Genomic DNA, 12,489 nt, shown 5'->3' on the forward strand with positions numbered 1-12,489 from the left:
GGCCTGGATCTGGATCGGGCTGGAGAACTTTGCGGTTTGCCAACCGCTGAGAGACTCGTTGGTGAAAGTTACAGTCGTCAGGAGCGTGCCGTCAGAACTCCAGATCGATCCGGTGTGCGCCCCAGTGTCGCCGGCCGCCTTATAGAAACGAATTCCGGTAATCGTACCGCTGCTCGATGAGGTGAACTTCATGCCCAACTCGACCGCGGATCGGTCGCTAAAGGCTTGTCCGGTCGGACCTTCATTTGGCTGAAACAGCGAAACGCCGGCCGCAACTTCCTCCACGGAAAGGCTCACGCTTCCCTGGTCGGTGCCACCTCGTCCATCTGAGAGGGTGTAGCTGAAGCTTGCCGGACCAACGTAATTGGCGTTCGGTGTAAAGATCACGTTGCCCGTTTGAGTGTCCAGCGCAACCGTTCCGTTGACTGCATTGCCAACCCCGGAAATGGTAAGTACGTCACCATTGGCGTCGGTATCGTTTGCTATCAGAGAGGCGAATGACAGTGTCAGGCTGCCGTTGCGTGCGATGGTGAACCCGCCGTCGTCGGTTGCCACAGGTGCCGTGTTGGGACCGGCGTCAAACACAACATCGACCCAATAGTTCGAACCGCCAGGGCTATTGCCCGGGAAAGTACTGCTGGCGCCGTATGCATAAACACCGCCACCATCGACTGCCTTCAGCACGCCATTTGCGTATGTCGAACCGGGACCAAAATAGTTCTCGGTGACAGAATAGTAGCCGTTGCTATGGTAGGAGGCGACGAATGTCGTCCCTGCGGGGATATGAATTGGCGAGGAGAAGGTAACTGTCTGCCAGCCCGAAATGGACTCGCCTGTCGATACGCCTGTGGCGAGCAACGTGCCATTGGCATCCCACAGACTGACCGTATGCTCACCAATGTTATAGAAACCCTTGTAGAAGCGAATTCCTTCAACGAAGCCACCGATGGTTGACTGAAAACGGATCCCGAGTTCGACACCGTCGCGGTCGATCGCAGTCTCGAGCGCTGGCTTTGATGCCAGTGTCCAAAGGCCGGTAGTATCCGGCAGTGTAATTGTAACCTGCTTTCCGGATGATGGCGTCTCCACGTTGACGCTGTCGTCGACGGCACGCGACATGACCGTATAGGTGCCGCTCGCCTGGACGACCCAATTGTAGCTCCAGTTCTCGCGTCCGGATGCCTTGAACCAATGTTGTCCGCCGTCAGTGGATACCTCGATACCGGCGATAATCCCCCCGCCGAAGTCCTGGGCCGTTCCAGCGATCGTGACGTGCTGGCCTTCGACGAAACTCGCACCAATGATTGGCGACGTAATCGTTGATGTTGGCTTGACGTTGTCAGTGGACTGCGTCGCGAGAATAAGGCTGGCATCCAGCGTCGTTGGCTGGATTCCCATATCCGCGAACATGTTGACCATAGCCTGCTGGACGTTCGGGTCTGTCGGCGTTTCCGGTCCTTCATGCTGATCGTTCAATCCCCACGACCAGAATACGGTGCCTGCGCCGAATACCAGCGCTCCGCTTGCGGCTCGATACATCGTCAGGCTATGATTTACGACGGCATCGCCGATGGTAGTGCCATAGTCCCGAAGATAGGTGTTCACTGCCACTGTGGACAGGGACAGGTTGATCAGCCCGTCTGGTCGGAACCCATTTTCGACGTCAGAATCCCATTCGTAGCCGAGCAGGTTCTGAACGAGATTGTATGTTTCTCCGGGCTGTAGGTTGGCAACGTCGGTGTTTCGCCAGAAGCGCAGGTTCGAATAGTCATAGGGGATGGAAATTGTATCAAGCCGGTAGCTGTCGACGGTGAACATGGTTCCGGTCAGCGAATTCTCCGGCTCCTGTCCGGGGTCCGCGTAGCGTGGATCGCGCCACGTGCCGGTACCGACACTGCTCGGATCCGTGCTGGTCCCCCAAGTCTCCTTGTAGCAAACCATGGTCCGGTAGGCTTGGCCGTTGCCATCAATGCTGCTTTCCCACCGCACCTTCCAATAACATTCGTTGCCGCTCCAGAATGCAAGGTTGACGCCGCTATCCCGTGCCGCCTCGACGTTGGCACGTTGTTCGGCAGACCAGTATTCGTCATGCCCGACGGAGAGATAAGCTTGGTGGTTGAGGAGCAGATTGCCATTGCGGGCAGCATCGACGCCCGTCACATACGACACGTCGTATCCGTTCTGCTCCAACCACTGGATCGCCGAATGTTCGACGCCAAAGATGAAGTCATGCGTGCCGCCAACGGGGCTGGTGTTGGTGATGATGGGGCGGTTGTAGCTGATCGCCGATGCGCGGCCGATTGCCGTCAGGCCGCAACTGCAATTGGGAGGCAGGTAGCCGATCATATCAGCCGGGTCGACAGGCACCTGTCCGTAGTAAAGGCTCGCCCCACCCCAGGCATTATAGGCCTGCCAGGTCGTATCCGAGGTCTGGAAGACGATGTCGCTTGTTGAGGCATCGTCGCGCACCACAAACGGGATAATGCTGGCGTCTTCGACGCCATCCTCGCGGACCAGTCTGGCGAAATAAACGCCCGATACTGCGTCCCCTGGGATCTCCCAGCTTGCCGAAACCGACCAGTTGCCGCAATCGATCAGGCCGAGCGACATATCGACGATCGGATGCGGCTGGATCTGAGCCGTCGTCAGGGACTTGTCGATCGAGGCAACCTTGCGCGCGCCGTCGCCGCCGTAATAGCCGAGACGATAAATGTCGATGCGGTAGTGGGTCGAGTCCGTTGCGATCTTGAAGTCAACGGTCTGGCCGATATTGGTACTAATCTCGGTCGCAAAGCCCTGGATGGTACCGCCGCCGTCGCCGTCGATGCCCCATTCGCTGATCGGGTTGCCCTGCTTCATGTTTTCGAGGGCAATCTTGTTCAGCGTCGGAGTAGCCGCTACCGTCTGAGTGACGGCCACCACCGTTGTTGTTGATGCGGTCGCAGCGAGGGTCATCGGCGCTGGCGCGGCGGACGCATCTTGCTCAGTGGTTCCCACGTCAGCCGTTGCCACGCCAGTGGTTCCGACGATTGCAGCCGAAAACGTCATGGCCGGAATACTCGACGTATCGGTCGTGCTTGAGACCGGCAGCGTGACGTCAGAGGCAACCGACAGAGAGGACTCTAGCGAGATCGCGGCAAGTGGTGTGGAAGGATCGGGGGGCAATACGGTACGGGGCTGAGCTGTCGTCTCTGGATCAGTAGCGGAGGAGCTTGCCGTCGATGTCGCATCGGCGGTCAGCGTCCGGCTAGCTCCACCGGTCGCGTCGCTTGTGGAGGTAGCGCTTGAAGCCGGCGACATTTGCGTCGCGGCTGGATCATTCGTCAAAGGAGACAGAGTGGTTTGCGATCCCGTGAGCGAGTTCACGGAGCCGACAGCGCTGGGATCAGTAATCTGCGGAGCACCGGCTGACGAACCAACAGCTGCGTTCGCGAGAAGAGAGCCGCCCGTTGCCACTGCGCTGTAAACGGTCGACGTGCCGCCGAACGCGCTCAGATAGTCACGGTTCTTGATGTTGATCCTCAGCATGAAATCCACCCCCCAGTCGCAAATGCAGCAGGTGTCAATCGTGTCATGTTTGCCGCGAAAGTGTACGACAGCAAAGAGCGGTACTCGACGTTGCAGACCCTACGCCGATAGGATGATATGGCACTCGCCGACCTGAGCTAGCGAGGAATTGGTCGAGAAAACCGACATGCCTCGATGCTTGCATGTTGCCTCCGCGAAGTGATCCGGAAGCACGCTTCAGGCTCGTCTATAGTTCATTTTTCCAAGTTGCTCAGGCGCTGCTACAGATCGAGACTAAGTAACTAAACGCTCATCGCCGCAGCGAGCGAAGGCGATGAAGCTAGCTGCACAATTGGGCGGATCCAGGTGCCGTATCACTTCGATTGGAGGCCGGGAATCGGTGATCCCACGATTGGCGGATGGATTACCGTCGCACTCTATTTTGTTGCATGCGTGAGCTGCCGCAGGACGATGGCAACCGTCCTTTCACCGGGCTCGAGCAAGCAATTTGACGGCTTCATCTGGCGTGGAATTGCCATCATGTTTTTCTTACTGGGCATAAACAAGCAACTCGACCTCCAGTCCGCTTTCACGGAGATTGGCCAGATGATCGCTGCATCAGAGGGGTGGTATGACGAGCGTCGAACGGTACAGTTCTACTTTATCATAGGCGTTGTCTTTATCATAGGCGTTGTCGCCCTTTGCGCGGTTGCGTTGCCAATAGCGGCTTTCTTCGCAAGAAGACTCCCACACCAAATTTGGCTGGCCCTCGCGGGATCGATGCTTGTGGTGGGCTACGGCGTCATTCGAGCAGCATCTTTTTATCATTTCGACCAATTCATCGGCAGCCACCTATGGGGCCTCAAGTGGAACTGGGTCCTTGAGATGACGGGTATTGTCATCGTGCTGCTCGCGAGCGAATGGCGGCGAGCAGAACTCCATCGTCAGATGCGGCGACGGACGATTCTCCAATAGACGATGCGATGATCAGCGCATTTCGCGGACTTAGCGGGCGCGGCCCAGCATTGATCCGTCTCTGTCAAAAGAGAACGAACGCCGCAAATTCAATCCAAGGGTCTGCGTAAGGCAGAGACCGAGAAATGTCGGGTCCCTAGCACGCTCATGCGCTCGTTCCACAGGATGTTCCCAATATACAAACGCGGGCAAGTGTAGGCGAACCCAACAGCGACTTTGACCAAGACCGTCATAAAAGTTTCATCCGGCACTGCCGGCGGGAGGCTTGCACGCTTTTGCAGCAATATGCAAAATCTTGCAAATGGAGATCGAGCCGTGTCCGCAAAAGTGTTTGTGAGCAGCCAGGAAGTGGCTGAAAAGGCGGGGTCTCACGATCTGCGGTGTCGCGGACATTTACGCCGGGCGCCAGCGTGTCCCAAGAGACGCGCCGGCGCGTGCTCGAAGCAGCCGAGGCGCTTGGGTACCACATCAATGAACTTGCTCGCGGTCTCATGCGAAATGAGAGCGGCATCGTCTGCCTGATCGTCTCCGACGTTGCAACGCCCTACCGTTCTGCCCTTTTTGGAACAGCTTACACTGCTGGTTCAGAACGCTGGCAAGGTCGCGATGCTTGTCAATACGGACCGTGCCGATGGCAGTGTTGATCGTACTCTCAGGCAAGCGATCCGTTATCGCGCGGATGCGTCAATCATTCTCTCCGGCATGCCTGATAAGTCCATTGCCGAGCTTTACCTGCGCAACGGGCAGCGTCTCGTCCTTATCAATCGCGACGATGCGCAGCCCGGCCCGCTGCGGATCAACCTCGATGACTACGAGGACGCCGGACGCGTGGTGACGGCGCTCGTCCGGGCCGGATGTCGAAAGCTCGAATTCGCCAAGTCCAACGCGGGAACACCGAGCCTCATAGCCAGAGAGCGGGGCTTCATCGCTGCGGCAAGGGCCCTTGGAATGGAGGTTTCAGTCGAGCGTCATGGGTGGACGGGCTGCGAAGCGGGCAGGGTCCTGGCTCAGCGAATATTGACGCGCGCAGAGCGCCCGGATGCGGTCTTCTGCGCAACCGACCTCCTGGCTTGCGGTTTCATGGACGCAACGCGTCAATACCGGGCGAGTTATGCATCGCGGGCTTCGACGATATCGAGCAGGCCTCGTGGTCTTCCTACGACCTGACAACCGTTGGCCGTTTTCTACGATCGCTTCAAACGCAGTCGAATGGTTTTCGAGGGCCACAGTCGGAGAATGGGGTGCAGTCGATCAAGCTTCATGCCGAACTGATCTGGCGGGGATCAATCAGGGGGGCATAGCGCCCACGGCCTCTCAGAATAACGGGAGGTTGCTCCACTGTGCCAGGTACCACCCGGCCCAGATGGCAGGTGCCAGAAACGACGCGTAGGGGATGCGAGCCGTTGCGGGCCAATGGCCCTGGTGCCTGCTTTTGGCGAGAACAAAAAGAAGTGCGGCAAGGGTACCGAGAAAGACGACAAGGGCGAATTGCTGCCATCCGACCCATACGCCGGCAGCCGCACCGAGCTTTACGTCGCCAAGCCCAAGTCCCTCGATACCACGCAGCCTCAAGTAAACCTCACGTACCAGAAGCAGTGATCCGCCGGTGAGCGCTGCATCTGCAATGATACCAAGCAATGACCTCTCCACATCGTCACCCAGCGGATCGAGACCGAGCAGGAATGCGCCGACCCCGATCGCTGCCAGCGCGAGATTCAGAAGGTTAGGAACCCTGAAATTGAGCCAGTCCTCGATTGTAACCAAGGTCACCAGGGCGGCAAGCACCGCGCCGAGGGTTGCGCGCGGCAATGGCAGGGTCGTCAATCCGACCACAAGGGCAGCCAGTGCCGCGATCGCCACTGCTGCCAGACGTGTATCGATGGTTTTTGGCCACTGCACTATTTGACCTTGCGCCCGCCCATTCCCCACATTTTCGACTGCAGCTCCTCGGCGACGCTTTGCGCATCGCGACCGTCACGAATGACCATGGGCCTGATCAGGATCAGAAGCTCTGTCCGGGTATTGGCGCGGTTCTTGCTGCCGAACAGATTGCCGACGACCTTCATCCGATTGAGGCCCGGGATGCCGTCCTTTGCGCGCTGTGCCTGTTCGCTGATCAAGCCGCCGAGCAGCACAGTCTGGCCGTCGACGACGGACACGGAACTCGAAATGCTCCGGTTGGAAATCGTCGGCGTCAGGCTGTCCGGCGACGAAGACGAGGAGATCTCCTGTTCGATGCGCATTGCTACGACACCGTTCTCGGCGATGCGTGGGCGGACATTCATGATGATGCCGGTATCGCGATATTGCACCTCGTTGCTGACAGGCGCATCAGCCGCGTCTACAGGGGTAACGGTGCGCGTGATGATCGGGATCTGGTCGCCGACCTGGAAGCGCGCAACTTCGTTTTCCAGCACGACGAGAGACGGGGACGACAGGATCTGAACGTCTGTGACCTTGTCGAGGGCGCTGATGATGATGTCAGGGCTGCTTTCGGAGCCAAGAACGAAATTGAAGCCGGGCACTTCGCGCGCGATATTGTCGGCGAGCACGTTGAAGAGGCCAACCGAACCGTTGTCCGATCCCGCTCCGAGGTGATGGCTCTTGACGAAATACTGGACGCCGAAACGCATGTCGTCGGTCAGGCGCACTTCGGCCATCGTGACGCTGATTGCCACCTGTAACTGCGGCACGTCAATCCGGGTCAGCGCACCGAGCACCCGCTGGCGCATTTCGAGATCGCCGTAGATCACAATGGAATTGTTCGAAGGGTCGGCACGAATGCGCACCGCGTCGGCACCGAGTTCGTTTGATGTCGGTTGACCGAAGCGCGCAGGATCGATCTCGGCCGTGTCGGTTCCGCCGCCGCCGGTTTGGCCGGCACTTGCGTCCGCTGGCTGGGCAGCAGCATCGGCGGTGTCAGCAGACGCTGGAGTTGCCCCTGGTTTTTCGTCGCTTTCCGTGTCGTCGCCAGTCGAGAACAGCTTTTGCAGCAGCTCGGCAATCTTCGTCGCGTCCCGGTATTTCACGCGGTAGACATGCACGCTCTGCCCGAAATCGGGGTTTTCCCGGTCGAGCCGACGAACCCATGTCTGCGCGCGCTCCGTCAGCGTGCGGCTTTGCGACACCGCCAGAATTGCGCGAAGACGCGGCATCGGCATGAACTGGATTGCACCGTTCTCGCTGCCCTTGGCCGCGAATATGCGTTCGAGTTCAGGTATAACAGCCTCGGGCCGGGCATTCTGCAGTGGTAGAATGCCAACCGCCTGATCCTTCATCCAGTCGACATCGAACGCGCCTGCCGTTTCGATCGCGGCCTGGCGGTCAGCACCACTGCCGGCGATGACCAGCAGATTGCGTGTCGTTTCCACACGAATTGCGCCAGGCCTTGCGCCGAAGCCATCGATCAGACGGGCAAGCGTCTGTGCGCCGATATAGCGGACGGGAAGGATGGTGATGCCGAAGCCAGGGCCGCTTCCCCTGACCGTTGTCTGCCCAGCTACGGCCGAACCGGCTTCAACGATCTGGTAGGCGTTGCCACGCTTCACGAGGTCGGCGCCATTCATGTTCAGGAGCGTTTCCAGGATCGACAGCAGTTCGCCCTTTGCGACCGGGCGGGCCGTCGAAAGCGTCACCGAGCCCGAGACCTTCGGATCGATCGTATAGGTCTGGCCAAGCGTGTCGCCGAGGATTGCCTGAACCACTTCACGCAGCTCTGCGCCCTGGAAGTTCAGGTTGACCTCGCCTGCGGCCGGCGTCTGCCCCGTATGGATAGGGTCTACGACCCCATCGCCCGGCGTCACAAATGTGACTGCCTGGAGGGGGCCCGAGCTCGTTGCGTTGTGAGACGCCACCGATCCGTCAGGGCGCGGCGAACGAGCGGACAGGTCTGCATTCGTCACGGAACCGAGGATAGACTTGGGGCTATCCATGGAACCATGATCGGGCAGCACGCATCCGGTGGCCAACACACACCATCCGAACAGCAGGCCTGCACGACCAATTGCACTGCTAGGTCCCATCTCCCCTCAACTGATTCTCTAGCTTCCAGTATCCGAACCTAGCATTTTTCAGGGGGCGCGTTATCGCTAATGGCGACTATGCACATCTTACAGTAGGCAAACCGTAACGGCCTGATATCTTACCCAAAGGTCGGCATGGACTTGTCGTTCAACTTGGCGGACGCTGTTGCAAATCGCAGGAAGGACGCAGCGCAGACGAGGCGATATCTGGATGGCCACTGCAACGACGTTGACGGACTTTGTCCGATATCTGACGACGAACGATAATCTGGTCGGGCCATCCGAGAGGGTGTCGCTTGAGCGGATGTTGAAGGCTCCCCCTTCGAGCTACAGTCAAATCTGGGAGACCGGCGTACTGTCGGGAGATCAGCTCGCCGAGGCAATTGGCGAATTTCACGGGCTCGGTCGCGCCGCCGTCGACCAGATAGAGTTCCGGCCCGAGCTTACCGCCGATCTGTCGCCGCGATTCCTGCGCGCGGCATGGGCGCTTCCGGCACTGGAGAAGGGCCAGCAGATTCTGGTGATCGCCGACCCGACACGCGAGGAGGCGATCGAGGCGGCGGCGGCCGCGCTCGGACAACGCGTGGAAATGAGAGTGGCGACGTTCGAAGAGATGGCGATGCTTTTCGAACGGTTGCTTTCTAAGGATCGGGCAAACGTCCTTTCGCCTGCCGACCAAACGGCAGCGCGCTCGCAGAGTGCGGCCGAAGAGGATCTTGATCGCCTTCATGATCTCGCGAGCGGCGCGCCCATCGTCAGGGCCGTCGACCAATTGCTGGAAACCGCGTTGAACTTGTCGGCAACCGATATCCACATCGAGCCCCAGCCGGATGGCGTGCGGGTGCGAATGCGGGTGGATGGCATGCTGAGGACCATGCAGCCGCTCTCGAACGATATCGCTCGTGGTGTCGTTTCACGCATCAAGATTCTCGCCGGACTCAACATCGCCGAGCACCGGCTGCCGCAGGACGGGCGCGCTCGTATCACCATCAACACGACGCGCGCCGATTTTCGTGTAGCGACGATGCCAACCTTGCATGGCGAGGCGCTTGTTGCCCGAATTCTCGTCAAGGGTGCCGAGGCACTTGATCTTTCCCGACTTGGCATGGCCGCCCGCGATTTTTCTATTCTGCGCACCCAGATCGCCGAGCCGCATGGGCTGATCGTCGTTGCCGGCCCGACGGGGTGCGGCAAGACGACGACGCTGACGGCGGCGCTCTCCAGCCTCAACAGTCCCGAACGCAAGATCATGACCATCGAGGATCCGATCGAGTATCAGATCGCCGGCGTAAGCCAGACGCAGGTGAAGCCATCGATCAATCTGACCTTCGCGAATGCGATGCGCTCCTTCCTGCGCCAGGACCCCGACATCATGATGGTCGGCGAGATGCGTGACAGCGAAACCGCGTCGATCGGCATCCAGGCAGCGCTCACGGGGCATCTAGTGCTTACGACGCTGCACACCAACAGCGCAGCCGATGCGATCATCCGGCTGATGGATCTCGGCGTCGAAACCTTCCTCCTTGCGTCCGCCTTGCGGTGTGTCATCGCACAGCGACTTGTCCGCAGGCTCTGCGAACGCTGCAGGGCGCCTGTGAACGATGGTGCCGGCGCTGAGCATGCCGCCCTTGCGCGTCGCGGCTTCGTCCCGCGCCCTGGGGACAGCTATTTCCGTGCAGTCGGTTGTGCCTATTGTGGGGAAAGCGGTTATCGAGGACGCGTCGGGATATTCGAGGTCCTGCCCGTCGATGCCGAGCTCAGCGGGCTCATGCGCGATGACGTCGATCCCCAGAAAATCCAGACAGCGGCGGTGCGTGCCGGCATGACCACGATGCTCGACGATGGCTTTGCGAAATACCGAAAGGGCATCACGTCGATCGAGGAGGTTCTGCGCGTTACGATCTGAGCGTTAAGATCTGACGGGCGCTATTGGGTCGGGGCAAACATCCGATAGTCCTGGCGCTGGCCGTTCTGTTCGAGCTTGACCGTACGGTTGTCGACGATGGAGACGACCCAGTTCTGAAGCCTGTCGCCGTCCTTCAGGCGATGGATCTGGCCGCTCGCGGGGTCCTGCAGGAGTGCCTGGCGGTTGCCGCTGATCGAAATGATCCCCACGAGCTTTATCTCAGGTGCAGATGGCGACGTTTCGGAGACACTGGCAATGACTGGCGCAACGTCTACGACCGGCTCATCAGCGACCGGGGGCTGCCTTGAGGGTGAAAACAGCGGGTGAAGCCGGGTCGCTTCGAGCTTATCAAGGGTCACGCCACTCAGCCACGGCGTCGCTGGAGCGCTGGGCTCCGATTGGGACAGAGCCGCGCCCGCCATCGCCACCAGGGCGACGCCCGTCACAATTCCAGATCTTTTCAAGCCGGTCACAGCTTGCTCCTTCGCCAGTAGCCCTCGACCGAGGCTGAAACGCGCAGTACAGGCGGCTCCCTGCTGCTGACGCTTGTTTCCGCGCTCTCGATCGTGATCGATTTGAAGAGCAGGGCTGTCGGGTTGCTTTCCGTCGCAAAGAGAATTTGCTGCAGCGGCTCCGTGGTCGTCTCAAACAGAACGCGCATTTCGACGGCGCCGTCGTCGGGTGCATCCTCTCCGGGGTCGACGAATTCAAACTGAGCGATCTTTGCTCCGGTCTCGCCGATCACATCGGTCATCAGGCGTTGCAATTCGGCGGCTGCGACAGCCGGCGTGTCGCCTGGGAGGTAGATCGCGGCACCATCGCCGTCTTTGTCATCCGTGTTGCCTTCGAGCGCCGCGAGCCTGGTCTTGAGTGCCTCCAGGGACAGCCGCTGCTCGGCATTTTCCTGCGACAGCCCACGTGCTTCCATCACGCTCCATGCCGCTATCGCCCCAGGAACGAAAAACAGGCCAGCGAGCACAGCAATCGTTGCCATTCTGACGTTTCTCGCGGCGCCCTGCTTCCGGTTCATTGTGTTTTGGCTCCTGCAAGATGGGCCAGGATTTCGAACCGCTCTTTGCCGTTGTCGCCATCGCGGACGACCGGCGCGGAGAAATTTGCGGCTTCGAGCATCTCTGAGTCTTCGATGATACTGATCAGCCGCGCGGCATTGGCGGAAAATCCTGCAATACGCACATTTCGATCTGCAACATCAAGCGTGGTGAGATAGGTCGTATCGGGGATGATCTTCGAGAGTTCATCGATCAGGACAACCATGGAGGCGGCATCCCATTTGCGCGCCAGTTTCGCGCTGGAACTGTCGGCCTGTTCCGCCTTCTGACGCGCCTTGTCAATCGTGCCGCGAAGGCTGGCGAGGGAGGCTTCTATCTGCTTTTTCTCCTGCGTTGCCTGTTGGAGCTGAAAGCCGCCAACTGACAGCATGGCTGCCCCAATTGCCGCGAGGACGCAAAGGGACGCGAGAGCGATGCGCGTACGTCTCGCCGTAAGTGCCGCTTTCGCGCCCGGTAACAGATTGATCCTACTCGACTTCGCGAGTGGATCGGTCGCAAGTCCGACGACGACGGGCTTGATGCCGACAGCCTCGAGGGGATCGATCGCCGACCGCATCGCAGCGAGCGAGACCGCGACGACGCGAACATCTAGCTGATCGGCGGTGTCGGTCGCTTCGCCGTCCTCAAGATCGTAGTCGAACGTCATCTTGTCCGCGGGCCATGGAAGAAGCTGTTCGAGCTGATGGCGGATGATCGCATCGACATGGTGTCTGCTTGCCGCCGGGAGTTTGAGCGATCGCACGACCGAACGATCCGCGCCAAGCCGCATTTCGACTGGCTGTGTTCCGACGACGCTGCTAAGCCAGCCGAGCTCATCACGGGGTCCCTCGGCCTTGTGGATCGGCCCCGCCCTGGAGACGCGGTAGCAAACGAGCCTCGCCGGCTCCTCGACAACGAGAAATGTTCCACGGTTCCTGCGGGGGATGTTCGCTGCGGCCTGCCAGGAAACCATCTCGCCGAGCAAGGCTGAAAAGCTTCGTTTGATCGATGTGGTTATCCCGGTCATTCG

At 59.6% G+C, this 12,489-nt stretch carries 8 protein-coding genes and 1 pseudogene; 3 read left to right on the plus strand and 6 right to left on the minus strand.

All coding sequences use genetic code 11. The annotated features are described in order from the left end of the window. Positions 1 to 3,528: N,N-dimethylformamidase beta subunit family domain-containing protein (locus FHT97_RS23995; protein WP_183864486.1), on the minus strand; the 3,528-nt coding region annotated here is incomplete at its 3' end. Between the two features lie 450 nt (positions 3,529 to 3,978). On the opposite strand from FHT97_RS23995, the gene FHT97_RS24000 reads away from it, so the two are divergent. Further along, entirely contained in the window at positions 3,979 to 4,482 is a 504-nt protein-coding gene (locus tag FHT97_RS24000; protein WP_210296777.1) for a hypothetical protein, read from the plus strand. Between the two features lie 315 nt (positions 4,483 to 4,797). Next, positions 4,798 to 5,783 (plus strand): annotated as a pseudogene (locus FHT97_RS24005) (substrate-binding domain-containing protein). 13 nt (positions 5,784 to 5,796) lie between these two features. Here the strand turns inward: FHT97_RS24005 and FHT97_RS24010 are convergent. Beyond that, positions 5,797 to 6,381, minus strand: a complete 585-nt coding sequence (locus FHT97_RS24010) for an A24 family peptidase (protein WP_259130829.1) — start codon at positions 6,379 to 6,381, stop codon at positions 5,797 to 5,799. Next, a complete protein-coding gene (gspD, locus tag FHT97_RS24015; protein ID WP_183864488.1) occupies positions 6,381 to 8,414 on the minus strand; it encodes a type II secretion system secretin GspD in 2,034 nt (677 codons plus the stop codon). The genes FHT97_RS24010 and gspD overlap by 1 nt, the downstream gene beginning before the upstream one ends. A 301-nt stretch (positions 8,415 to 8,715) precedes the next feature. Here gspD and FHT97_RS24020 point away from each other — a divergent pair, with 301 nt between their 5' ends. Next, positions 8,716 to 10,410 carry a GspE/PulE family protein gene (locus tag FHT97_RS24020; protein WP_183756505.1) on the plus strand — a complete coding sequence of 565 codons (1,695 nt, stop codon included), beginning with the start codon at positions 8,716 to 8,718 and terminating at the stop codon, positions 10,408 to 10,410. 20 nt (positions 10,411 to 10,430) lie between these two features. Here the strand turns inward: FHT97_RS24020 and FHT97_RS24025 are convergent, their stop codons facing one another. The 3 genes from FHT97_RS24025 to FHT97_RS24035 are packed head-to-tail and all read right to left on the minus strand — an operon-like array spanning position 10,431 to position 12,486. Next, positions 10,431 to 10,883 carry a hypothetical protein gene (locus FHT97_RS24025; protein ID WP_259130833.1) on the minus strand — a complete coding sequence of 151 codons (453 nt, stop codon included), beginning with the start codon at positions 10,881 to 10,883 and terminating at the stop codon, positions 10,431 to 10,433. Continuing rightward, positions 10,880 to 11,440 (minus strand): type II secretion system protein GspM, encoded by a 561-nt coding sequence (gene gspM / locus FHT97_RS24030; RefSeq protein WP_183756504.1) that lies wholly within the window; start codon positions 11,438 to 11,440, stop codon positions 10,880 to 10,882. The genes FHT97_RS24025 and gspM overlap by 4 nt, the downstream gene beginning before the upstream one ends. Beyond that, positions 11,437 to 12,486 (minus strand): PilN domain-containing protein, encoded by a 1,050-nt coding sequence (locus FHT97_RS24035; protein ID WP_183756503.1) that lies wholly within the window; start codon positions 12,484 to 12,486, stop codon positions 11,437 to 11,439. The genes gspM and FHT97_RS24035 overlap by 4 nt, the downstream gene beginning before the upstream one ends. Positions 12,487 to 12,489 lie beyond the last annotated feature (3 nt).

The organism is Rhizobium sp. BK399 (assembly GCF_014194695.1).
Taxonomy (GTDB): Bacteria; Pseudomonadota; Alphaproteobacteria; order Rhizobiales; family Rhizobiaceae; genus Rhizobium.

Coding starts and splice junctions, on each gene's coding strand:
- gspM (WP_183756504.1), bottom strand. CDS start 11,440: ATGAACCGGAAGCAGGGCGCCGCGAGAAACGTCAGAATGGCAACGATT.
- FHT97_RS24000 (WP_210296777.1), top strand. CDS start 3,979: ATGGCAACCGTCCTTTCACCGGGCTCGAGCAAGCAATTTGACGGCTTC.
- gspD (WP_183864488.1), bottom strand. CDS start 8,414: ATGGATAGCCCCAAGTCTATCCTCGGTTCCGTGACGAATGCAGACCTG.
- FHT97_RS24020 (WP_183756505.1), top strand. CDS start 8,716: ATGGCCACTGCAACGACGTTGACGGACTTTGTCCGATATCTGACGACG.
- FHT97_RS24035 (WP_183756503.1), bottom strand. CDS start 12,486: ATGACCGGGATAACCACATCGATCAAACGAAGCTTTTCAGCCTTGCTC.